20 protein-coding genes are annotated in these 22,366 nt (G+C 69.0%); 11 read left to right on the top strand and 9 right to left on the bottom strand.

The features are described from left to right. Positions 1-6 precede the first annotated feature (6 nt). The 5 genes from AC1DW0_RS14660 (at position 7) to AC1DW0_RS14640 (ending at position 5,616) form a co-directional block, all read left to right on the top strand. Entirely contained in the window at positions 7-546 is a 540-nt protein-coding gene (locus AC1DW0_RS14660) for a HutD/Ves family protein (protein WP_056204036.1), read from the top strand. Next, the gene (gene hutI, locus AC1DW0_RS14655) at positions 543-1,730 is read left to right on the top strand and encodes an imidazolonepropionase (protein ID WP_457353791.1); all 1,188 of its coding nucleotides are present in this window, start codon (positions 543-545) and stop codon (positions 1,728-1,730) included. Before AC1DW0_RS14660 ends, hutI begins: the two co-directional genes overlap by 4 nt. Further along, positions 1,727-2,527 (top strand): N-formylglutamate deformylase, encoded by an 801-nt coding sequence (gene hutG / locus AC1DW0_RS14650; protein ID WP_056204031.1) that lies wholly within the window; start codon positions 1,727-1,729, stop codon positions 2,525-2,527. Before hutI ends, hutG begins: the two co-directional genes overlap by 4 nt. Continuing rightward, positions 2,515-3,912: a formimidoylglutamate deiminase gene (gene hutF / locus AC1DW0_RS14645; protein WP_477946611.1), complete on the top strand. Its 1,398-nt coding sequence runs from the start codon at positions 2,515-2,517 to the stop codon at positions 3,910-3,912. Before hutG ends, hutF begins: the two co-directional genes overlap by 13 nt. 150 nt (positions 3,913-4,062) lie before the next feature. Continuing rightward, complete coding sequence (locus AC1DW0_RS14640) at positions 4,063-5,616, top strand: methyl-accepting chemotaxis protein (RefSeq protein WP_056204025.1); 1,554 nt, start codon at positions 4,063-4,065, stop codon at positions 5,614-5,616. On the opposite strand, the gene AC1DW0_RS14635 is transcribed toward AC1DW0_RS14640, so the two are convergent. The 4 genes from AC1DW0_RS14635 to AC1DW0_RS14620 form a co-directional block, all read right to left on the bottom strand. Next, the gene (locus tag AC1DW0_RS14635) at positions 5,603-8,701 is read right to left on the bottom strand and encodes an efflux RND transporter permease subunit (RefSeq protein WP_477946608.1); all 3,099 of its coding nucleotides are present in this window, start codon (positions 8,699-8,701) and stop codon (positions 5,603-5,605) included. The genes AC1DW0_RS14640 and AC1DW0_RS14635 overlap by 14 nt on opposite strands. Before the next feature lie 12 nt (positions 8,702-8,713). Then, the gene (locus tag AC1DW0_RS14630) at positions 8,714-9,802 is read right to left on the bottom strand and encodes an efflux RND transporter periplasmic adaptor subunit (RefSeq protein ID WP_477946606.1); all 1,089 of its coding nucleotides are present in this window, start codon (positions 9,800-9,802) and stop codon (positions 8,714-8,716) included. Positions 9,803-9,807: 5 nt separating this feature from the next. Further along, entirely contained in the window at positions 9,808-11,259 is a 1,452-nt protein-coding gene (locus AC1DW0_RS14625; RefSeq protein ID WP_477946604.1) for an efflux transporter outer membrane subunit, read from the bottom strand. Between the two features lie 155 nt (positions 11,260-11,414). Then, positions 11,415-12,071: a TetR/AcrR family transcriptional regulator gene (locus AC1DW0_RS14620; RefSeq protein WP_477946602.1), complete on the bottom strand. Its 657-nt coding sequence runs from the start codon at positions 12,069-12,071 to the stop codon at positions 11,415-11,417. A gap of 228 nt (positions 12,072-12,299) precedes the next feature. On the opposite strand from AC1DW0_RS14620, the gene AC1DW0_RS14615 reads away from it, so the two are divergent. Continuing rightward, the gene (locus AC1DW0_RS14615) at positions 12,300-12,791 is read left to right on the top strand and encodes a hypothetical protein (protein WP_157282101.1); all 492 of its coding nucleotides are present in this window, start codon (positions 12,300-12,302) and stop codon (positions 12,789-12,791) included. A 12-nt stretch (positions 12,792-12,803) separates the two neighbouring features. Here AC1DW0_RS14615 and AC1DW0_RS14610 read toward each other — a convergent pair whose 3' ends face one another. Together AC1DW0_RS14610 and AC1DW0_RS14605 are read right to left on the bottom strand one after the other, a co-directional pair. Next, complete coding sequence (locus tag AC1DW0_RS14610; RefSeq protein WP_477946599.1) at positions 12,804-13,835, bottom strand: asparaginase; 1,032 nt, start codon at positions 13,833-13,835, stop codon at positions 12,804-12,806. Between the two features lie 32 nt (positions 13,836-13,867). Further along, the gene (locus AC1DW0_RS14605) at positions 13,868-14,275 is read right to left on the bottom strand and encodes a RidA family protein (protein WP_457445415.1); all 408 of its coding nucleotides are present in this window, start codon (positions 14,273-14,275) and stop codon (positions 13,868-13,870) included. A 119-nt stretch (positions 14,276-14,394) separates the two neighbouring features. Here AC1DW0_RS14605 and AC1DW0_RS14600 point away from each other — a divergent pair, with 119 nt between their 5' ends. Further along, positions 14,395-15,303: a LysR family transcriptional regulator gene (locus AC1DW0_RS14600; RefSeq protein ID WP_477946597.1), complete on the top strand. Its 909-nt coding sequence runs from the start codon at positions 14,395-14,397 to the stop codon at positions 15,301-15,303. A 5-nt stretch (positions 15,304-15,308) separates the two neighbouring features. Here the strand turns inward: AC1DW0_RS14600 and AC1DW0_RS14595 are convergent, their stop codons facing one another. Next, positions 15,309-15,968 carry an NAD(P)-dependent oxidoreductase gene (locus tag AC1DW0_RS14595; protein ID WP_457390680.1) on the bottom strand — a complete coding sequence of 220 codons (660 nt, stop codon included), beginning with the start codon at positions 15,966-15,968 and terminating at the stop codon, positions 15,309-15,311. A gap of 102 nt (positions 15,969-16,070) precedes the next feature. Here AC1DW0_RS14595 and AC1DW0_RS14590 point away from each other — a divergent pair, with 102 nt between their 5' ends. Beyond that, entirely contained in the window at positions 16,071-16,991 is a 921-nt protein-coding gene (locus AC1DW0_RS14590; RefSeq protein ID WP_477946594.1) for a LysR family transcriptional regulator, read from the top strand. Here the strand turns inward: AC1DW0_RS14590 and AC1DW0_RS14585 are convergent. Further along, entirely contained in the window at positions 16,988-17,347 is a 360-nt protein-coding gene (locus AC1DW0_RS14585) for a hypothetical protein (protein WP_477946592.1), read from the bottom strand. The two genes, AC1DW0_RS14590 and AC1DW0_RS14585, sit on opposite strands and share 4 nt — an antisense overlap. A 147-nt stretch (positions 17,348-17,494) precedes the next feature. Then, entirely contained in the window at positions 17,495-19,201 is a 1,707-nt protein-coding gene (locus AC1DW0_RS14580; protein WP_457445406.1) for a GGDEF domain-containing protein, read from the bottom strand. 38 nt (positions 19,202-19,239) lie between these two features. Between AC1DW0_RS14580 and AC1DW0_RS14575 the strand changes: the two genes are divergently transcribed. The 3 genes from AC1DW0_RS14575 (at position 19,240) to AC1DW0_RS14565 (ending at position 22,294) form a co-directional block, all read left to right on the top strand. Then, positions 19,240-20,052 carry a DUF429 domain-containing protein gene (locus AC1DW0_RS14575; RefSeq protein WP_477946590.1) on the top strand — a complete coding sequence of 271 codons (813 nt, stop codon included), beginning with the start codon at positions 19,240-19,242 and terminating at the stop codon, positions 20,050-20,052. A 171-nt stretch (positions 20,053-20,223) separates the two neighbouring features. Next, the gene (locus AC1DW0_RS14570; protein WP_457390688.1) at positions 20,224-20,682 is read left to right on the top strand and encodes a cache domain-containing protein; all 459 of its coding nucleotides are present in this window, start codon (positions 20,224-20,226) and stop codon (positions 20,680-20,682) included. A 52-nt stretch (positions 20,683-20,734) separates the two neighbouring features. Next, complete coding sequence (locus AC1DW0_RS14565) at positions 20,735-22,294, top strand: methyl-accepting chemotaxis protein (protein WP_056203985.1); 1,560 nt, start codon at positions 20,735-20,737, stop codon at positions 22,292-22,294. The last annotated feature ends 72 nt before the right edge of the window (positions 22,295-22,366 follow it).

Below are 22,366 nucleotides of genomic sequence, written 5' to 3'. Positions count from 1 at the left end.
AAGAACATGAGTTGGAGCAGGGTCAGCGCGGCCGACGTGCAGCCGCAGGCCTGGAAAAACACGGGCGGCACCACGCGCGAGCTGCTCGCCTGGCCGCACGCCCATGACTGGGCAGTCCGCGTCAGCGTCGCGCGTGTCGAGCGTGACGGGCCGTTCTCGGCCTTCCCCGGCGTGCACCGCTGGCTGGCCGTCATCGGCGGCGCGGGCCTGCGCCTGTTCGACTGGCCGCAGAGCATCGGCGACGAGCCGCTGCGTTTCGACGGTGGCCTCGCCCCCGAGGCCGAGCTCATCAAGGGTGAGACCGACGTCTTCAACGTGATGGAGAGGCGCGGCAACCTGGAGGTCGAGTCGGCCCACCATGTGCTGTTGCCCAAGACGCCTTGGGTGGGCCTGTTCACCGTCAACGGCGGCCTGCTCGAGCATGGCCACCGCGCGATGCCGATGGCGCCGTTGACGCTGGCCTGGTGTGAGGACCCGGTGGCGCAGAGCTGCGTTTTCACGGGCGAGGGCAATGCCTGGTGGTTGACCTGGGGCCCCGATACATGAAGCTATGGCGCGGCGGGGTTCTTGCGACGCTGGCCGGCGAGCATGGCTGGGGCCTGATCGACGACGGCGCTCTGTTGGTCGAGGACGGCCTGCTGCGCTGGGTCGGCCCGAGCGCCGAGGCTCCTGCGGCCGAGCAGACCATCGAACTGCATGGTGCCCTTGTCACGCCGGGGCTGGTGGACTGCCACACCCATCTCGTCTACGGCGGCAGCCGCGCCAACGAGTTCGAGCAGCGGCTGCATGGCGCGAGCTATGCCGACATCGCCAAGGCTGGTGGCGGCATCCGCTCCACGGTCGCGGCGACACGTGCGGCGAGCGAGGCCGAGCTGTTGGCCGCCGCCCGCAAGCGCGCCCAGGCCCTCATCCGCGAGGGCGTCACGACGTTGGAGGTCAAGTCCGGCTACGGACTGGACGCCGCCACCGAGGCGCGCATGCTGCGCGTCGCGCGCCAGCTCCAAGGCCTGGGCATCGACGTGCGCACGACCTATCTCGCCGCCCATGCCCTGCCGCCCGAGTTCGCCGATGCCGACGACTACATCGCCGCTGCCTGCCTGTGGCTGCCCGACCTGTATGAGGCCGGCCTCGTCGATGCGGTCGACGCCTTCTGCGAGCACATTGCCTTCAACCCGGCCCAGGTCGCGCGCGTGTTCGACGCAGCGCAGCGGCTGAACCTGCCGGTCAAGCTGCACGCCGAGCAGCTCAGTGACCAGGGCGGCACCCAGCTCGCGGCCCGTTACCGAGCGCTGAGCTGCGACCACCTTGAGTTCCTCAGCCCGGCCGGTGTTCGGGCCATGGCCGAGGCGGGCACCGTCGCGGTGCTGCTGCCCGGCGCCTTCTATGCGTTGCGCGAAACCCAGTTGCCGCCGATTGCCGCGCTGCGCGAGGCCGGCGTGCCCATTGCCATCGCCACCGACCACAACCCCGGCAGCTCGCCGACGCTGTCGCCGCTGCTGATGTTGAACATGGCCTGCGTGCTGTTCCGCCTGACACCCGAGGAGGCGCTGCGCGGCCTGACCGTCAACGGCGCCCGTGCCTTGGGCCTGACCGACCGTGGTCAGCTCGTGGCTGGCCAGCGCGCCGACTTCTGTGTCTGGGATAGCGCGCACCCCCGCGAGCTGGCAGCATGCTTTGGGCATAACCCGCTGAAAGAACGGGTCTTCCAAGGAAATCAGGGGGGGTCATGAGCGTCTATCGCCTGCAGCAGGGCCGCGCGCCGCTGTTGATCAGCCTGCCGCATGTCGGCACGGAGATTCCGCCCGAGGTGGCCAAGCGCCTGGTAACGCGCGCCCTGGCCAGTGAGGACAGCGACTGGCACCTGGAGCGCCTTTACGGCCCGCTGGCATCAGCGCTGGGCGCCAGCCTCATCGTGCCGCGCTACAGCCGCTACGTCATCGACCTGAACCGGCCGCCGGACGATCAGCCTCTCTATCCCGGCGCTTCGGGAGGCACCGGCCTGGTGCCGACCCGTTTCTTCACCGACGACCCTCTTTACGTCGACGGCACCGAGCCGGACGCCATCGAGATCGCCGCGCGCCGCGAGGCTTATTGGCAGCCGTATCACGAGGCGCTGGCGGCGGAGCTGACACGCCTGCGCGCCGAACACGGCCATGCATTGCTCTTTGACGGCCACAGCATCCGCTCCGAGCTGCCCTGGCTGTTCGAGGGCCGGTTGCCGGCCCTCAACCTCGGTACGGCCGATGGCGCTTCCTGCGCGCCGGCCATCACCGACCGCCTGGCCGCGCTGCTGGCCAGCCAGCGGCAATTCAGCCAGGTCGTCAACGGCCGCTTCAAGGGCGGCTACATCACTCGCCACTATGGCCGCCCGGGCGACGGGGTGCACGCGGTTCAGCTGGAGATGTGCCAGCGTTGCTACATGAACGAGGCAGCGCAGCCCTCGGGTGCCTACGACAACGCCCTGGCGACTGACGTGGCGCCGTTGATCGAAAAGATGTTGAAAGAGATGCTCGCATGGCAGCCTTGAAGCGACTGCACGCCAGCCTGGCCTGGGTGGATGGCCGTTGGCAGCGCGACGTGCTGCTCAGCGTCGATGCGAACGGCCATTGGTCGGAGATTACGGTCAACCTGTCGGCACCGCCAGACGCGGAGAAGCTCGGCGGCCCGGTCATTCCCAGCCTCGTCAATGCCCACAGCCACGCCTTCCAGCGTGCTTTCGTCGGGCTGGCCGAGCGCCGCGACGCCGGGCAGGACGACTTCTGGAGTTGGCGCGACCGCATGTATGCCCTGGCCCTGCGCATCTCGCCCGAGCAGCTGCGCGCGGTCGCCAGCCAGCTCTATGCCGAAATGCTTCGCGGTGGCTACACCCAGGTCTGCGAGTTCCATTACCTGCACCACCCCGCGCAAGGCCAGCACTTCGAAGACGAATTGGCGATGGCCTGGGCCTTGGCCGAGGCGGCCGAGGACGTCGGCATCGGCCTGACGCTGCTGCCGGTCGTCTACACGCGCAGCGGTTTCGGTGTGAATGCGTCGAACACGGACCTGAGACCCGACCAGCACCGCTTTGCCGCCGATGCCGACTGGGTCTGGCGCGCCAGCCAGCGCGTCTTGGCCGCCGGCCTGCCGCGCGTGAATGCCGGCGTGGCCTTGCATTCGCTGCGCGGCGCCTCGCCGCGCGACATCGCCCGCCTGCGGGATCTGGCCGGCGCGGCCGACCTGCCCATCCACATCCACGTGGCCGAGCAGACGGCCGAGGTGGCCGACTGCCTCGCTGCGACCGGCCGCCGCCCCATCCAGTGGTTGGCGGACGAGGGTCATCTGGATCCGCGCTGGCAGCTGGTCCATGCCACCCATGCTGAACCGGCCGAGATCGAGTCCGTCGCCCGCAGCGGCGCCGGCATCGTCATCTGCCCCGGCACCGAAGCCAACCTGGGTGACGGCCTGGCCGACCTGCCGCGCTGGCTGGCGGGTGGGGTGCCGCTGACGGTGGGCTCGGACAGCCAGGTCACGCGCGGCTGGGTGGAGGAGCTGCGCTGGCTGGAGTACGGCCAGCGCCTGACCTTGCGCCAGCGCAATGTCGCGTCGGCGCCGGACAGCCAGCCGTCCAGCGCGGCCAGGCTCTTCGATGCTGCCGTCCAAGGTGGCGCCCGCGCTGCCGGTTTCGCGGCCTGGGGCCTGACGCCCGGCGCCCGCGCCGACGCCCTGGTGCTGAATCGCGACGCCGATGCGCTGCGTGGCCTGCCCGACGAAGCCTTGCTGGATGCTGTCGTCTTTGGCAGCAACGGCTCGCCCTGGCAGTCGGTCTGGGTGGCCGGCCGGGCCCGGCCGTGGCGGGCCCCCACCCGGGTGGGGGATGCCTTCGAGGCAGCCATGCGTGAGCTGTGGTCGCCTGACGCCACCCCGGGGGCTTGAGCCCCTTGGCGGCCGCCTGACAAAGGACTAGGCTCGCGCCACGACCTCTAATAAATCACGCCGCTGTGATCATTCCTGGGTCGACAGGCTGCGGCTGCGAGGGACGACGGTGCCGCCCGTTGCGGCTTGCGTTCGTGGTGAGGAGTGGCGATGAAGCTCAGCAATTTCACGATCAAGGCGCGGCTCTATGCACTGGCGGGCCTCGCCATCGCGGCGATGCTGGTGATCGGCCTGCACGGGCTGTGGAGCCTGTCGCTGGCCAAGGCGAAGTTCGTTCACTACCTCGACAACGACGTCGAGTCTCTGACTCAACTGGCCCACATACGCGCCGGCGTCGGCAACCTGCGGCGCTACGAGAAGGACTTGCTCATCAACCTTGCGGACGCCAAGGCCGTCGAGCGCTACCGCAAGGAATGGGGCGAAACCTATGAGAAGGTTTCTACCAGTCTGAACAAGGTCGCCAAGCTGGACATCGCGCCCGACGTCAAGCAGATGCCGGCCGAGCTCATCAAGCTGTTGCAGGACTACCGCAGCGGCTTCAACGGCATTGCCGAGCGCGTGGCCAAGGGCGAATTCAGCGACACCGCGGCGGCCAATCAGGCGATGGAGCCGATCAAGGGCACGGTGCGGTCGATGGACAAGTCGCTCGCCGAGATGACCGAGAAGGTCGACAAGCATTCGGCCGAGGAGGTTGCGGTGCTCGACCAGCAGGAGAAGGCCATCCGCATGGACCTGACGCTGGTCATCATTGGCGGTGTGCTGGTCATCGGCACCTACACCTTCTTCAACATCCGCTCCATCCTGGAGCCCCTGGCCCGCGCCATCCTCAGCGCCCAGCGCATTGCCGGTCGTGACCTGAGCCAGCCCGTGCGGGCCGAGGGCCGCGATGAGACCGCCGCGCTGATGCGCGGCGTGCAAGGCATGCAGGACTCGCTGGCCGAGGTTGTCACCGGCGTGCGCAGCAGCACCGACAGCATCGCCACCGCCTCACGCGAGGTGGCCATCGGCAGCCAGGATCTCAGCAACCGCACGGAGCAGGCCGCGTCCAACCTGCAGGAGACGGCATCGGCAATGGAGGAGTTGACGGCCAGCGTCACGCACAACGCCGAATCCGCGCGCCAGGCCAACAAGCTGGCCACGGACGCCGCCGAGGTGGCGCGCCGCGGCGGCGCGGTGGTGGACGAGGTCGTGCAGACCATGGGCCGCATCAGTGCGTCGTCAACCAAGATCGGCGACATCATTTCCGTCATTGATGGCATCGCCTTCCAGACCAATATCCTGGCGCTGAACGCGGCCGTGGAAGCCGCGCGGGCGGGCGAGCAGGGCCGTGGCTTTGCCGTTGTTGCTGGCGAGGTGCGCACGCTGGCCCAGCGCTCGGCCGAGGCCGCCAAGGAGATCAAGGGCTTGATCCTCAGCAGCGGCGAGAGCGTGGACAGCGGCACCGCGCTGGTGGCCCGCGCGGGCCAGACCATGCACGAGATCATTGACGCCATCGCGCGGGTCAGCTCCATCGTGTCAGAGATCAGCCTCGCCACCGGCGAACAGAGCACCGGCATCGGCCAGATCGGCCAGGCCATCGCCAGCCTCGACCAGATGACGCAGCAAAACGCCGCGCTTGTCGAAGAATCCGCCGCGGCGGCCGCCAGCCTGCAGCAGCAGGCCGACGACTTATCTCAATCAGTGGCCGTGTTCAAGCTGAGCTGACGGCGCCTTCTTTTCCTTCCGGCTGCGCCTTTTTCTTTCGGCTGACGCGCTGAATGAAGTCGTCCACCACCTCGTAGAGCACCGGAATCACCAGCAGGCTCAGGAAGGTGCTGGTGATCAGTCCGCCGATGACGACGATGGCCATCGGCGCGCGAAAGCTCGGGTCGGTGCCGAAGCCCAGCGCGATGGGCATCATGCCTGCGCCCATGGCCAGCGTCGTCATGACGATGGGCCGGGCGCGCTTGTGGCAGGCATCCAGCAGCGCCTCCAGGCGCGTCAGCCCCTGCTCGCGCTGGGCGACGATGGCGTATTCCACCAGCAGGATGGAGTTCTTGGTCGCGATGCCCATCAGCATGATCATGCCGATCATGGCCGGCATCGACAGGTCGGTGCCGGTCACGAACAGCGCCAGGATGGCGCCCGGGATGGACAGCACCAGCGCACCCAGGATGGTCACCGGCTGCACCCAGGCATGGAAGAGCAGCACCAGCACGATGTAGATGCAGGCCACGCCCGTGCCCATCGCCAGCGCAAAGCCCTGGCCCAGTTCGGCAAAGGCCTCGGCGTCACCGATCTCGGCCTTGCTCACGCCTGGTGGCAGGTTGGTGATGCTGGGCAGGGCCGCGGCGGCCGCCTGAACTTCGCTGAGCGGCATGCCGTTGAGCTCGATCTCGAAGTTGACGTTGCGGAGACGGTCGAAGCGGTCGATCTGGGCCGGGCCGCTGGTCAGCGTCAGCTCGGCCACCTGCTGCAGCGGCACCGGGCCGTGTGTGCCGGGCACCGTCAGCTGGCCGAGCAGGGCCAGGTCGGCGCGCGCCGCGTCGGGCAGGCGCACGACGATGGGCACCTGGCGCTGGCTGAGGTTGAGCTTGGGCAGGAACTGGTCGTAGTCGCCGGCCGTGGCGATGCGCAGCGTGTCGGCAATCGCCGCGGTGGACACGCCCAGGTCGGCCGCGCGCGCCGCGTCGGGGCGCACGATGAGCTCGGGGCGCTGCAGGCTGGAGCTGCTCGTCACCTGGCCGATGCCGGGCAGGGCGCGCAGCTCCTTCTCGACCTTGGCCGCATGGGCCGCCAGCGCTTCGCCGTCCTCGCCGGCCAGCACGAGCTGGTATTTGTCGTTGGAGCCGCCGAAGGTCACCTTGATGCGGGCGCCGGCGATGTTCTCCAGCTTCTCGCGCAGTTCGCGCTCGATTTGTTGCTTGCTGATGCCGCGGCGCTCGTGGCGTGGCGTCAGATTCAGCGTGAGGGTCGCCTTGCGGACCTCGGCCGCACCGCTCATGGCGAACGGGTCGCCGCCGGCGCTGCCGCCGCCGACGGCCGTGTAGACCAGCTTGACCTGCTTGTGCGCAGCGGCGGCAGCGCGCGCCTGTTCGGCGATTGCCGCCGTCTGCTCATAGGTGCTGCCGGGCGGCAGCTCGATGCTGATCTGCGTCTGGCTGAGGTCGTCCGGCGGGATGAAGGCGCCGGGGATGGCGCCCATGAACAGCGGCGTGCAGGCGGCCACGCCGAAGACCGCGGCGATGGCCAGGGTCTTGCCCTTGTGCGTGAAGGCCCAGCGTGCCCAGCCCAGATAGGTCGCCATCCAGAACGGTTCCTTGTGCTGCTTCTTGGGTGCCTTCAGGATGTAGGCGGCCATCATCGGCGTCAGCATGCGGGCGACGACCAGCGAGAAGAACACGGCGATGGAGGCCGTCCAGCCGAACTGCACGAAGAACTTGCCGACCACGCCGCTCATGAAGGCGGTGGGCAGGAAGACGGCGATCAGCGTGAAGGTGGTCGCGATGACGGCCAGGCCGATCTCGTCAGCCGCCTCGCGGGCGGCTTCCAGCGGCGTCTTGCCCATGGTCAGGTGGCGCATGATGTTCTCGATCTCGACGATGGCGTCGTCCACCAGCACGCCGATGACGAGGGATAGCGACAGCAGCGTCACGACGTTCAGCGTGAAGCCCATCCAGTACATGATGAGGAAGGCCGGAATCGCCGACAGCGGCAGGGCCACGGCGCTGACGAAGGTGGCACGCCAGTCGCGCAGGAACAGGAAGACCACCAGCACGGCTAGCGCTGCGCCTTCCAGCAGCAGCTTCATGCTGCCGTCGTAGTTCTCGATGACGGGGTCGACGAAGTTGAAGGCCTCGGTGACGGTGATGTCGGGGTGGGCGGCCTTGAGTTCTTCCAGCGCGGCGCGGATGCGCTCGGCCACGTCGACCTCACCGGCCCCCTTGGCGCGCACGATCTCGAAGCCGACGACGGACTTGCCGTTCAGGAAGGCGCCGGCGCGTTTCTCGCCCAGGGTGTCGGTCACGGCAGCGACCTGGTCCAGCCGCACGTGGCGGCCGTCCGGCAGCGGGATGCTCAGCGCGGCCAGCTCGGCGGCCGTCTGCACGGTCGCGATGGTGCGCAGCGACTGCTCGGAGCCGCCCAGCGTCGCACGGCCGCCGGGAGCCTCCTGCTGCACCTGCTTCAACTGGCGCGACACATCGGCGGCGCTGACGCGCAGGGCCAGCAGGCGGCTGGGGTCGATCTCCACGCGCAGCTCGCGGCTGACGCCACCAACGCGGGCCACCGAGCCCACGCCGCGCACCGACAGCATGCGCTTGGTCACCTGGTTGTCGACGAACCAGGACAGGGCCTCGTCGTCCATGCGGTTGCTTGAGACCGTGTAGGTCAGGATGGGCATGCCCGACAGATTCATCTTGGTGATGACCGGGTCGCGCAAATCGGCCGGCAGGTCGGCGCGCACCTTGGCGACGGCGTCGCGGGTGTCGTCCAGGGCTTCCTGCAGCGGCTTCTCGAGGCGGTACTCGACGGTGACGGTGGCGATGCCGTCCTGCACCTTGGTGTAGATGTGCTTGACGCCCTGGGCCGTGGCGACCGAGTTCTCGATCTTGCGGGCAACCTCGGTTTCCATCTGCGCGGGTGCTGCGCCTGGCAGCGAGGCGCTGACGACGATGGTGGGCAGTTCGATGTCGGGGAACTGCTGGATCTTCATCTGCTTGAAGCCGTAGAGCCCGGCCGCCGTCAGCATGATGAAGAACATGATGGCCGGCACCGGGTTGGCGATGGACCAGCGGGAGACGTTGAACATGGTGGCGTCTCCTTACTGCGCCACGCGAACCGTGTCACCGTCTGCGAGGAAGCCCACGCCCGACTCGACGACGGCAGCTCCTGCGGCGAGACCTGACTTGACCTCGACGCGGTTGCCTTCGCGGCGGCCGAGCTGCACCTTCTGCTCGCGCACCTTGCTGCCGTCGAGGCGGAAGACATAGCTGAAGCCGTCGCGCAGCAGCACCGCCGTCTGCGGCAGCGTCAGTCCCTGGCTCTCGCCGAGCACGAAGTCGCCGCGGGCGAACAGGCCGGCACGCAAAGCCTCGCCGGCCTTCAGGTCCACATAGACCAGGCCGTTGCGCGTCTGCGGGTCGATCTGCGGCGCGACGCGGCGGACGCGGCCTTCCACGGCCTGAGCGCCGCTGGGCTGCACACGCACCGTCTGGCCGACCTTGAGCTGGGCCAGCTCGGCGCCGGGCACCTCGGCGCGCCATTCCAGGCGGCCCTGGCGTTGCAGGCGGAACAGTTCCTGGCCCGGCTGCACCAGGGCGCCGGGCGTGGCGATGCGGGCGTTGATGACGCCGTCGTCGGGCGCCGTGATCTGCGTGTACGACAGGCGCAGCTGGTCGGCCTGCACGCGCGCCCTGGCCGCAGCCACGCGGGCCTGCGCGGCCGCGTCGGCTGCGAGGGCCTGGTCGATGGCCTGGGGCGACAGCGCCTCGCTGCCCTGCAGCGTCTTCACGCGCTCGGCGGTCTGACGCGCCTCACGGGCCGAGGCCTCGGCCTCCAGCAGCGCGGCCTTGCTGGCGGCGAGATCCGTCTCCAGCGTGCCGGGGCTCAAGCGGGCGAGCAACTGGCCCTTCTTGACGCGGTCGCCCACGTCGACCAGCAGCGCAGCCAGGCGCTGGCCGCCGATCTCGGCGCCGATGACGACCTCCTGCCAGGCGGCGATGGAGCCGGTGCCGGCGAGGGTCTGAGGCCAGGTGCCGGCCTGGGCGACGACGCGCTTGACGGTCAGCGCCGCCTTGGGCGCCGCGCTGGCGGCGTCGGCGGCGAAGGCGGGGCTGGACAGGGCGGCGACAAAGGCCGCCGCAAGGGCGACGGTGAGTGCGGTGGTCAGGAAAGGAATGCGGATCTTCATGGCGTTCAGCGCGCGGAGGCGGTGTTCGTGTTCGTCGTGGGGGCGTCGGCTGTCCAGCCGCCACCCAGGCTGCGATAGAGGCGGATCCAGGCCAGCGCGTGCTCGGCGCGCACGCTGAGCACGGCGTCGTAGGCGGCCAGCGCGTTGCGGAAGGTGGTGTTGCGCTGCACGCCGCTCTGCAGGCCAGCCTGGGCCTGCGAGAAGGAGCGGCGGGCGATGCCCTCCCATTCGCGCTTGACGGCGTCCACCTCGCGCTCGCGCTCGGCGCCGGCGGCCACGCGTTGCAGGGCCTCCTCCACCTCGGCGACGGCCGTCTGCCAACGGGCTTGCAGGGCCGCGGCGGCTTCGTCGGCGGCGGCCTGGGCGCCTTCGGCACGGGCCTTGCGCTGGCCGCCGTCAAACAGCGGCAGGCTCAGGGACGGGCCGACGGCCCACATCGAAGCGCTGCTGCTGGCACCGCCGACGCGCAGCCGCGACTCGCCAGCCAGGGCGCCGAGGCTGAGCTGCGGCCAGCGCTGGGCCTCGACGCTGCGCTGCTGCTGGGTGGCGGCCAGCCAGCGCTGGTGGGCGGCGGCGACGTCGGGGCGCTGGGCCAGCAACTGGGCGGGCAGAGCGCTGACGTCGAAGCCCGGCGCCTTGGGCTGGCTGCGGCGCAGCTCGAACTTTTCGTCGGCGATGGCCGGCGGTGCCAGCTCCTTGGCCAGGGCCTGGGCCTGCTCGCCGCACAGCAGGGCCAGGCTCTGCAGCGCGATCTGGGCCTCGGCCCGCCACTGGCTGCGAGCGGCGGAGGCCGCGGCGCGTTCGGTGTTCAGGATGGCCGCGTCGCTGGCGCTCATCAGGCCGGCCTTCTGCTGCTCGCGCGCCCAGCCGGCAATCTGTTCGGCAAACCGGGTGTCCAGCGCCGTGGATTCCTCGTGGCCCTGGGCCAGGCGCAGTTGCACATAGGCCTGGGCCACGTCCGCGGCCAGGCTGACGCGTGCGGCATGCCAGTCCGACGCCGCGGCCTGGGCCTGCAGGTTCTCGGCCGCGGCGGCGGCGCGCTGGCCGCCGAAGAGGTCGATCTCCCAGCTCGCGTTGAACTGGGCGCTGCCCTGGCTGCTGATGCCGGGGACGGCGTTGAGGTTGCGACCGCGCTGGACCTGGGCATTGGCCGTCAGCTGGGGCAGCAGGGCGGCACGGGCCTGGGTGGCGCTGGCMTCGGCCTGGCGGCGGCGGGCGGCGGCCTGGGCCAGCGTCGGGCTGCCGCTCTCGGCGCGCTCGATGAGGCGGGCCAGCTGCGGGTCCTCGAAGGCTGCCCACCATTGGGTCAGTGCCGCCGTACTGCCGCCGTGGGGCAGCGGCGAGCGCCAGGCGGCGGGGATGGCCGTGGCGACCGGCGGCGTCGCGGTGGGCGCCGTCATGCAGGCGCTCAGCAGGGCCAGCAGAGGGGCGGCGAGGATTTTTCTTGGGGGGATCATTTCAGTTGTCCATTGCGTGTTCGCGGTACCTGAAAAAGGGGTATTCCGGGCCGAGCGCTGGGCCGCTCCCGAGCCGGCCCGCGCTGGCGATGTGCTCGCGGCTCAACGCCGCGGGCATCGCCGTCCCCACGGGGGACCGGTCAGACGCACCGCGTTCAGCGGTGCGCGGCTGGACGAGGGGCTTCATGTTTGGCGCGTTCGTAGGCGACCAGGGCGCAGCCCCAGTCGGCGAGGCGGGCGCAGGTGTGCTCGAGCAGGGGGTCGTCGGCCAGCAGTTCGGGGTGGAAGGCGTCCAGCATGGGTCGGGTCATGGAGTAGTCGTGAGCCATGGCCTGCAGGCCCATGGCGAGCTGGTGGATGGCGGCCGTCGGCTCGACCAGGCCGGCGTGGCGCGCCAGCAGGCGCGCGAAGCGGTCGAAGATGGGCCCGACTTCCTGCGCCACCGTCTGCATGAAGATGGGGCTGGGCGCCTGCATCTCGCGGAAGAACATCTGGGCGCTGCAGGCGCCATCGTCGAACAGGAAGGGCTGCAGGAAGCGGCGGATGGCCTCGTGCAGGTCCAGCCCCGGGTCATCGAAACCGGTGAGCTGTTGCTGCAACTCTTGCACCGGCAGGCGCAGCACCTCGCGGTAGAGACCGTCCTTGTCAACGAAGTGATAGTGGATGGCACCCGGGTTGACGCCCGCGGCGGCGCAGATCTCCCGCGTCGGCACGGCGTCGAAGCCGCGTTCGCCGAACAGGCGCATGGCCTCCCGCAGCAGGCGCTCGCGCGGCGGCAAGGGTGCGGACGAGGAGGGATTCACAGCACGCATGGGGCTGGACTGTAAGGCCAACCAAGCGCTTGCTTGGTCGCGTTTTGTATCGTTTCTTATCGACTGGCGACTGACGGCGCGCCAAGCAAGGCATCAGATGGGCTCCGCCGGCAGGGGGTGCTTCCGGCACGGGAACGGTCTTTGCCGGCCTGCACAGGCGGCGTCGGCCGCGCCGCGCTGCCAGGTGATGGCAGCGTGAACCGCTTCATCAACCTTGGAGAGTTCATCATGAGCAGGAAATTCAACCCCTTGTCGACGACTGTTGCGCTGGCGACGGCCGCCCTGGTGATTGGTGTCGCCGGCTGCGCGTCCACGCGCTCCAGCGATGAAACCGCCGGCCTGTCGCGCGACGCCGATACGGCCCCGACCCTGGCCGAGGCCACGCCCACCAATCCGCTGGACACGACGAGCCAGCCCAATCCGGTGGACACGACAACGACGGTAGCGATGCCCGCCGAGACCCCGGCTCCTGCGGCGCCTGTGGCCAGCATCGAGCCGCAGCCTGCCACGACAACGACCAGCGAGGCCTCGCCACCGATCTCGCCGGCGACGGATGTCAGCGCCGCACCGCCCATGCCGGCTCAGACCCAGCCGAGCACGCCTGCCTACCCGAGCAGCACCGACACGACGACGTCGAGCACGACCACGACGACCACGACCGACACATCGACCAGCAGCAACGCCGATCAGGCGCTGGCACCGCGCCGCGACCGCCACTGAGGCGGAACGTGCTTAGGGTGCGAGCGCTTGGGTGAGCGCTTGCGCCGGCCTCAGCGAGCCGACATCGATGCCGCGCCAGTTGCGCAATTGCAAGTGGCTGTAGCTGCGTAACAGCTCGTCTTCGATCTTCAGCAGGCCTTGGGCGACCGCGGCAAAAGCCGCTTCGGCCGCGCGGGCGGCCCCGTCGTCGATCTTCAGCGCGATGCCCAGGCCCAGTTCCGGCAGCGCCGCGCAGTAGACGCCCTCGGCGCCGATCTTGCAGAAGACGCGCTCGCCGAAGGCCTGCATGACGCGGGTGTCGAAGCGGTCCGTGCCGCCCACCATGAAGGGCGCTATCGCAGCGGCCTGGCGCAGCCTGCGCGCGGCGCGGGCGTTCTCGTCGGACAACCCCTGGCCGGTGCCGCAGCGCGCAAATGCCAGTGCCAGTGAACGCAGCGGCAAGGCAAAGGTCGGGATGGAGCAGCCGTCGATGCCACGCGGGGCCTGCTCGACGTCCACGCCCGTTGCGGCTGACAAGGCGGAAGACACCTCGCGCATCACGGGATGTTCGGCCGCGACATAGCCGCGCGCGAATTCAGCCGGCTCGGCGCCAGCATTGCGCGCCATCAGGCAGGCCACGCAGACAAAGCCGCTGTGCTTGCCCGAGCAGTTGTTGTGCAGCGGCGTCGCGATCTCGCCGCGCGCCGCCATGCCGCGCAGCACCGGCTCGCGGCTGGGCCATTGCGTGCCGCATTCCAGCGCGTCGGCCGTCAGCCCCAACTTGGCCAGCACGCCGGCGGCCGTCGCCACATGCTCGGGCTCGCCGCTGTGCGAAGCGCAGGCCAGGGCCAATTCTTCATTTGTCAGGCCGAAGGTCTCGGCCGCGCCGCTGGCCACCAGCGGCAGGGCCTGCAGCAGCTTGACCGCCGAGCGCGGGAAGATGGGCCGGTCGATATCGCCCAGGGCCGTGTGCACGGCGCCCGAGGCGTCGACGATGGCCAGGGCGCCGGCATGGCGGGACTCGACGGTGCTGCCGCGCAGGACTTCGATGAGGACGGGGTTCATGGGCCGCTCGGACGGTAGGCAAAGGCGCAAGCCTAAACCGCCTGCGCAGCCTCCGGCAGCTTGGCCACCACCTTGATCTCGAACTTGAAGCCGTACAGCCAGGTCACGCCGATGCCAGTCAGCGTGGGGTAGGGCGCCTCACCCCAATACTCGGGCACGATGGCCCAGATCTTCTCGAAGTTGGCCTCGGGGTCGACGATGTAGACGGTCACGTCTTGCACGTCGTCGAAGCTGCAGCCGGCGGCGGCGAGCACGGCGTTGAGGTTGTCAAAAGCCAGCCGCACCTGAGTCTCGAGGTCGGGTTCGGGTGAACCATCTGGCCGGCTGCCCACCTGGCCCGACACGAACAGCAGGCCGTTGGCGCGCACCGCCGGTGAATAGCGGTTGTGCTCGTACAGGGCCTGGCGGCCGGCGGGGAAGACGACGTCGCGTCGGGTCATGGCAATCTCCAGAAAAAAACGATGGCTCCACTCTAGGCAACGGCTCTCTTTCGAGCTAGACGCTGCGGCGGACACCACTGTTTTGCCGCACTGGACAATCGCAACCCAAGGAGCGCGCGATGGACCGCTTTGATGCCATGCAGGCGTTTGTGCGAGTGGTGGAGGCCGGCAGCTTCACCAAGGCGGCCGAGGCGCTGCAGCTCAGCCGCACGCGGGTGACCCAGCTGGTGCAGGAGCTGGAGGCGCGGCTGCGCGTGCGCCTGCTCAACCGCAGCACCCGGCGCGTGCAGGCCACCGCCGACGGTGCCGCCTACTACGCGCAGGCCGTGCGCCTGTTGGCCGAGCTGGACGAGGTGGAGAGCAGCCTCGCCGGCGCGTCGGGCGTGCCGCGCGGGCGCCTGCGTGTCGACGTGCCCAGCCCGCTGGCGCGGCTGGTGCTGGTGCCGGCACTGCCGGGCTTTCACGCGCGCTATCCGGAGCTGGAATTGGAGCTGGGCGTCAGCGACCGCTTCGTGGACCTGATCGGCGACAACGTGGACTGCGTCGTGCGTGGCGGCGAGCTGGCCGACCCCTCGCTCGTGGCTCGCCGGGTCGGCGAGCTGCAGCTCGGCGTGTTTGCGGCACCGGCGTACCTGGCGCGTGCCGGCGTGCCGTCCCACCCGAGCGAGCTGGAGGGCACGCACCACCGCGTCGTGGGCTATCGCGGCGCCCGCGCCGGCCGCCCGCTGATGTACGCGATGACGCACGGCGACGAGATCGTGGAAGTCGCCGGCCGAGCCACGCTGACGGTGGACGACGGCAATGCCTACCTCGCCGCCGGGCTGGCCGGCATCGGCCTGCTCTGGTTGCCGCGCTACATGGCCGATGCGCACGCCGCCGCCGGTGAGCTGCGGCCCGTCTTCGAGGACTGGCGCCTCGCGCCAATGCCGCTGTACCTGGCCTACCGGCCCAACCCCCATGTCAGCGCGCGGCTGCGGGTCTTCATCGATTGGGTCGTCGCGCTGCTGGCGCGGCAACTGCCACGCTGACGGCCTCAGAGCGGCGCGGCGACGGTGAAGCGCGCGCGCAGATGGCGCGGCTGCTCGATCTCGTCGGCGATGGCCACGGCCAGGTCGGCCACCGTGATGCCGGCGGGGGCGTCACCCGCCATCAGCAACTGCTCGCCGCCGACGCGGTAGTTGCCGCTGCGCTCGCCCGGGGCCAGCAGGGCCGGCGGGCTCAGCAAGGTCCAGTCCAGCTGGGTGTTGCCGCGCAGGGCGGTCAGGTGGTCGCGCGCCGCACGGGCGCCGGGGACGATGTTGGCCGGCACATGGCTGGCGAAGTCCGGCGTGTCGACCAGTTGCACGCCGGGTGCGACGAACAGGCTGCCCGCGCCACCGACGACGAGCAGGCGCTTGACGCCGCTGGCTTCCACGCCCTGCGTGATGGCGGTCGCGCCGCGCAGGAACTTGTCGTAGAGCTCGGCCTCGTTCCAGCCCGGGTTGAAGGCCGACACGACGGCGTCATGGTCGCGCACGGTGGCCGCCACGGCCTTGGCGTCGTAAGCGTCGCCAACGACGGCGGTCAGCCCCGGGCGCGCTTCCAGCTTGGCGGGGTCGCGCACGAGGGCGGTGACCTGGTGGCCGCGTTGCAGCAGCTCGGCGAGGACGGCAGTGCCAACGAATCCGGTGGCGCCGATGAGAGCGATGTTCATGAGGTTCTCCAAAGGATTGAAAGCGATGGATGAACGATATGGGCTTCACGATCCGGCGATAAGACGGTAAAAATCGCCAAGACCTTGAAGTGGTGCTTAAGGATGGACGAGCTCAAGCCCTTTGCCGTATTTGCCGAAACGGTCGCCGCCGGCTCCATGAGCGCGGCCGGGCGGCGTCTGGGCATGAGCGCTTCGGCTGTCAGCCAGACGCTGCGCACGCTGGAGCGCCAGATGGGCGTCACGTTGCTGCACCGCTCGACACGCAAGCTCGCGCTGACCGAGGCCGGCGAGCGCTGCTACCCGCATTGCCTGCGCCTCGTCGAGGCGGCTCGCGCGGCGGCCGAATCGCTGGCCCAGGCGCGCGATGCGCCCAGCGGTGAGTTGCGCGTCGCCGCACCGGTGGGCTTTGCGGCCCATATCGCCCAGGCCCTGGCGCCGGTGCTGGCCCAGTCGCCGCAGCTGCGGCTGCGCCTGCTGGTGGACGACGCCATGATCGACCTCATCGACGCCCGCATCGACATCGCGGTGCGCGTCGGCCAGCTCGCCGATTCCAACTGGCTGGCGCGGCCACTGTGCGAGGTCGAGATGGTGCTGTGCGCCGCGCCCGCCTATGTCGAGCGCCATGGACAACCTGCGACGCCCGCCGATCTGCCCGGTTTAGACTGGCTGGCCTGGGCCGCCGAGACGCAGGACGCCGGCGACGCCGCGCCGGCCATTGCCCTGCTGCTGCACGGCGCCAGTGGCGAAAGCCAGCGTCTGCAGGTGCCCGTGCGCATCGCCAGCAACAACCACGTGGCCCTGCAGCAGATGTGCGAGCAGGGTCTGGGGATCGCCCGCCTTGGCTATGCGGACGTGCTGGCCCAGCTATCCCGCGGCACCTTGGTGCGCCTGCTGCCGCAATGGCGCTTCATGCCGATGCCGGTGGTGGCCGTCACGCCTAAGCGCGAGGGCGAGCCGGCCAAGGTGAGGGTGGCGATCGAGGCGTTGAAGCGGTATTTCGCGACGCTGCTTACCTGTCCCTAAATGAATTTCAAGAATGAAATTGCCATCAAGATGATGGAACAAAGCAAGGCGCCACCAAGAAAGATGGATACCGATTGCCAGAGGTTGTATTTCTCAAGCAGAAATCCTGGAATCAGATGAGGGCTCTCTTTGGCGGCGGCCGAAATGGCGTCACGACTCTTTGGAAGCGGCTTACCAATCGCACTCATGTGGTCATGCAGTGCCTTGGCATTTTTCTCCATTGGCAAGCTGCATAGATATTGAACGATCGCCCCGCAGATGAACCAATGTTTGGCGAAGGCCGCTAAAGGAGTTTGAACGGCCGCATAGAACGCAAATGCCAATAGAAAAAAAGTAGCGAATCCAGCCAGGGTCAAGTTCGTAGAGCCTATCTTCACTGAATATCTCGCGCTGTAGAGGGCTGATTGAGATGGGGAGACGCGGACGAATGGAGATGCTTGCGCGCAACCCGAAATTGCGTGATGAGCATGGCGGCTCTGCCGGAATCTAGTGCCGCCAGATCCTCAATCCACGTGCACCCGATTCCGCCCACCCCGCTTGGCCGCATACAGCGCCTGGTCCGCCCGCAGGAGCAGGCTGTCGCCCTGATGCTGCTGCGGCGCGCCGCCCGAGATGCCGACGCTGATGCGCACCAGCAGGCCCGGCGTGACGGCGGCCCAGTCGTGTTCGACGACGGCCAGGCGCAGTCGCTCGCAGATCTCGGCGGCCTGTTGGGGGGCGATGCCCACCAGCACGGCCAAAAACTCCTCGCCACCGATGCGGGCCAGCAGGTCGGCGCTGCGCAGGCGATGGCGCAGCAACTGGGCGAGCTGCTGCAATACGGCGTCGCCGACGGCGTGGCCATGGGTGTCGTTGATGCGCTTGAAATGGTCGACGTCCAGCGCAGCGACGCTGATGACCTGGTTGGCCATGCGCGCACCCTCCACCAGCAGAGGCAGGGCGAACTCGGCGTGGCGGCGGTTGTGCAGGCCGGTCAGCACGTCCTCGTGGGCGGCGCGGTCCAGGGCCATGGCGTGCTCGCGCAGGCGCGCCTGCTCGGTCTCGAGATGCACGGCGCGGGCGCGTTCGCGGCGGGCGTCGGCGGTGGCGCTGTCGGCGCGGGCCTGGGCCTGCTCGACCTGGTCGCGGATCAGGATGACCTCGGTCTGCAGCACGAGGTTGTCGCGCGAGATCTGGCGGTCCAGGCCGACGAGTTCCTCCAGCCAGACCAGGGCCTCGCGGTATTGGCCGCAGGCCTTGTAGGTCTCGTACAGCGATCGGATCAGCAGGCGGCGCAACTTGGGCGGCGGCTCCGCGGCGGCCTGCAGCAGCGCCTCCAGGATGCGCGCGGCCTGCAGGGGCTCGCCCTTCAGGCGCAGGAAGACGGCGCGCTGCGCGTCGGCTTCGACGGCCAGCGTGCGGTAGCCGTGGTCGTGGGCGAGATGGCCGAATTCGTTGAGCAGCGGCAGGGCGTCGTTCAACAGGCCGCCCGCGAGCAGCGCGTTGACCAGGTTGGACACGGCCACCGCCACCTGGAAGGGGCTGCCGGACTGGCGGGCCAGCACGGTGGCTTGGTCCGCGGTGCGGCGGGCACTGGCTACGGCGTCGGCCAGGGCTGTGGCGTCGCCCAGGGTCCGGGCCTCCTCGACGCGGCGCAGCCAGAAATACGCCAGGTTGTTGTGGCAGGAGAACAGCACCTCGGCACAGTCGGTGCGGGCGGCGATCTCCAGGGCCTGCCCGGCCGATGCACAGGCCTGGACGGGGTTGTCCAGGCTGGAATAGGCGACGCCGACGCGGTTCAGCGCCCAGGCTTCGCGCACCGGGTCGGCGGCGCGGCGTGCGGCGGCCAGCGCCTTCATGCCCGACTCCAGCGCCTCGCGGCCCATCAGCAGTTGGCCGTAGACATAGCACTGGCTGGTCAGTGCGTCGGCCAGCAAGCCGTCGTCGTCCAGGCGTTCGGCCAGGGCCAGCGCCTCCGTCGAGCAGCGCGCGCTCGCCGTCAGCTTGCCCAGGCGCGGATATTGGTGCGCCAGCAGGGCCAGGGTTTCGGCGCGCCGGCGCTGTTGGGCCGGCGGGCAGGTCAGCAGCAATTGCTCCAGCGCCTCGCTGGACGTTTCATAAGCCCCGGCTGCGGCGCGCAGGCGTGCGGCGGCAAAGGCCTCGTCGAATGCGGCGGCGTCAAAACCGCGGTCTTCGGCAGGCAGGGCGGGGAGGTCGAGGAGGGCTGACATGGAACCAGCCGATTCTGCCTAGGCCCAGAATGCCGGGCATGACGGACATCGCTGTTTTCGGGGTTGACTTCACGAGTGCGCCTCGGGCAGCCAAGCCAATCCGGGTCGCCGGCGGCCAGCGGCATGGCGCCGTCGTCCGCCTTGCTGGCCTGGTAGCGCTACACAGCCTGGACGAGTTTTCCAGCTGGCTGGTCCGGCCGGGGCCCTGGGTGGCCGGTTTCGACCTGCCTTTCGGTCTGCCGCGTGAACTCGTCGAGCACCTCGGCTGGCCGACCGACTATGCCGCGCTGATGGCCCATTACGCGGGCCTCGCGCGGGCTGACATCCGCGACAGCTTTGCCGCCTTCTGCGACGCGCGCCCGGCCGGCGCCAAGTTCGCCCACCGCGCCTGCGACGGCCCGGCCGGCGCCAGCCCCAGCATGAAATGGGTCAACCCGCCGGTGGCCTGGATGCTGCATGCCGGCGTGCCGCGGCTGATTGCGGCGGGCGTGCATCTGCCGGGTCATCTGGCGGGCGACCCGACCCGCGTGGCGCTGGAAGCCTACCCGGGGCTGCTGGCGCGCGAGCTGATCGGCCGGCGCTCCTACAAGAGCGACACCAAGGCCGCGCAGACGCCGGAACGGCTGATCGCGCGCAAGGAGATCGTCGAGGGCCTGGAACAGGGCCGCACGCGGCTGGGCCTGCGCTTGAAGCTGAGCCATGCACAGCGCGACGACCTGGTTGCCGATGCGAGCGGCGACAGCCTGGACGCGGTGCTGGCGATGCTGCAGGCGGCCTGGGCGGCCGAGCAGCCGGACCATGGCTGGCCGCAGGGCGCGGACCCGATCGAGGGGTGGATCGTCAGCGCGTGAAATCGCTTGCCGCCGCGCCGCCGGCCGTTGTGCAGAAGATAACTGGACGACTCGACGGTTGTTCGACTTTTCGGCTATCGCACCGGCTTGATGGTGCTTAAGATCGAATCGAGCCTGCCGATCTGCAAGCTCGCGAGTCGAACCTCTTGATGTTTTTGGAAGGACCATCCAATGAACCTCTTACGTCGCTTGATCTTGATCGGCGCTTGCAGCGCCGCCATGGGTGCCGCGTCGGCCGCCGACCCCGCGCGCGGGACGAAGGACGAAGCCAAGGCCTTGGCCGAGGCGGCCGCCGCGCATGTGAACAAGGTGGGTAGCGAGCAGGCGTTCAAGGACTTCGCCGATGCCAAATGGCATCCGAAGGACATGTACGTGTTCGCGCAGAGCATGGACGGCGTGATGATCTATCACGGCGCCAACGAGAAGCTCGTCGGCAAGAACTTCAACGACGTGAAGGACTCCACCGGCAAGGAGTTCAACAAGGAAATGATCGCCGCCGCCAAGAAGGGCGCCGGTTGGGTCGACTACCAATGGGTGCACCCGGCCACGAAGAAGATCGAGGACAAGACCAGCTACGTCGTTCGCATCAACAAGCCGGAGGGCTTCGTCGGCGTCGGCATCTATCGCTGAGAAGCGATAGCGGCATGGATCGGCCGGATCGTGGGTCTTACCGGGAGCCATCGTGTTCAAGAACCTGAATGATTTGCCCGTGGCCGCGAAGGTCGCATTGGCACCAGTGCTTGTGGTGGTGTGCCTGCTCGTTTCCTCGGGTTCGGCTTACCTGACCAACGTGCGAACGGCCCATGCAGTCGAGTTGATCGCCAGCCAGGGCCTGCCAAGCGTCGCGGAGACCAGTGCCTTCAGCGAGCGGGCGATGCTGGCTTACGGGCTGATCATGCAAAGCCTGGCCTATGAGGGGGCGGGCATGAAGGCAGAGGTCATCTCGCGCCTTGATGCGCAGATCCCTGAGGTCTTCCGAGGCATGCACGCTGACATCGCGCGCATGAGGGCTGCAGCCGCGCAGCGGCCGCAGCTGGCGGAGCGCTTCGATGCCATCGAGGCTGCCCTCGCGAAGCTGGAGAAGGCCACCGCCGGCGCGCTGGACATGAAGAGTGGCGGCCTGGCGGCTTCGGCGATGTTCATGACGGGTGCAGAAGGGGCCTTCGCAGAACTGAAGAAGCAGGCCGCCGTATTGACGGAAGAGCAGCTGACTTCCGGCCGGGCGCAGGCGGCGGCGGCGACGGATGCCGTCGCCTTCGGCAACCGCCTGACCATCGGGCTGGCCGCGGCCGCATTGCTGCTGTCGGCCGTCGTGATCTGGGTGTGCGTCAACGTCATCACCGGCCCATTGCGCCGGGCATTGGATATCGCGCGGGACGTGGCGGGCGGCAACCTGCGGCGGCATGAGATCCAGGCCGGGCGCGATGAGACGGGGCAGGTTCTCCGTGCACTCGATCAGGTGTCGCTGCAGTTGAGCCAGACCATCAACAACATCCGTGAAGCGGCCGACCAGATTGATACGGCGTCTGGCGAGATCGCGCAGGGCAACCAGGACCTGTCCATGCGCACCGAGCAGACCGCCGCGGCCTTGCAGCAGACGGCAGCCACCATGGCGCAGCTGGCCGAGGCCATCCGCACGAATGCTGCGACGGCGCAAGAGGCCACGCGCATTGCATCCGATGCCTGGGCCTTCGCGCGCGAAGGAGGCACGGCCGTGGACGCCGTGGTCCAGACGATGCAGGGTATCAACGACCAGGCCAAGCGGATCAGCGAAATCATCGGCGTCATCGATGGCATCGCGTTCCAGACGAACATCCTGGCGCTCAATGCAGCGGTGGAAGCCGCGCGCGCCGGCGAGCAGGGCCGCGGCTTCGCGGTGGTGGCTCAGGAGGTGCGTGCGCTGGCCGGGCGCAGCGGCGTGGCCGCCAAGGAGATCCGCACCCTCATCGGCGACTCGGTGAACCGGATCAGCGATGGCTCGCACAAGGTGCAGCATGCCGGCCAGACCATGCAAAAGATCGTCGCCTCGATCGAGCAGGTGTCCACCATGGTGACCGAGATGTCTTCCGCCAACGCCGAGCAGGCTTCCGGCTTTGAGCAGGTGAACGTGGCGGTCGGCCGCATGGACCAGGCGACACAACAGAACGCCGCGCTCGTGGAGCAGGCTGCGGCGGCTGCGGAGTCGTTGAAGCAGCAATCCAGGGAACTGATGCGGACCATCCAGGTTTTCACGATCACGTGAGGTGACGGGAGGTCACGACTTGGCCTGCGGCGCCTGACCTGTTACTCGGGCCTGCCGCGACGCGAACCGGGT

This window comes from Roseateles sp. P4_D2 (assembly GCF_056401875.1).
The sequence above is the reverse complement of the archived record's forward strand: the minus strand, read 5'-3'. Positions and strand labels throughout refer to the sequence as shown.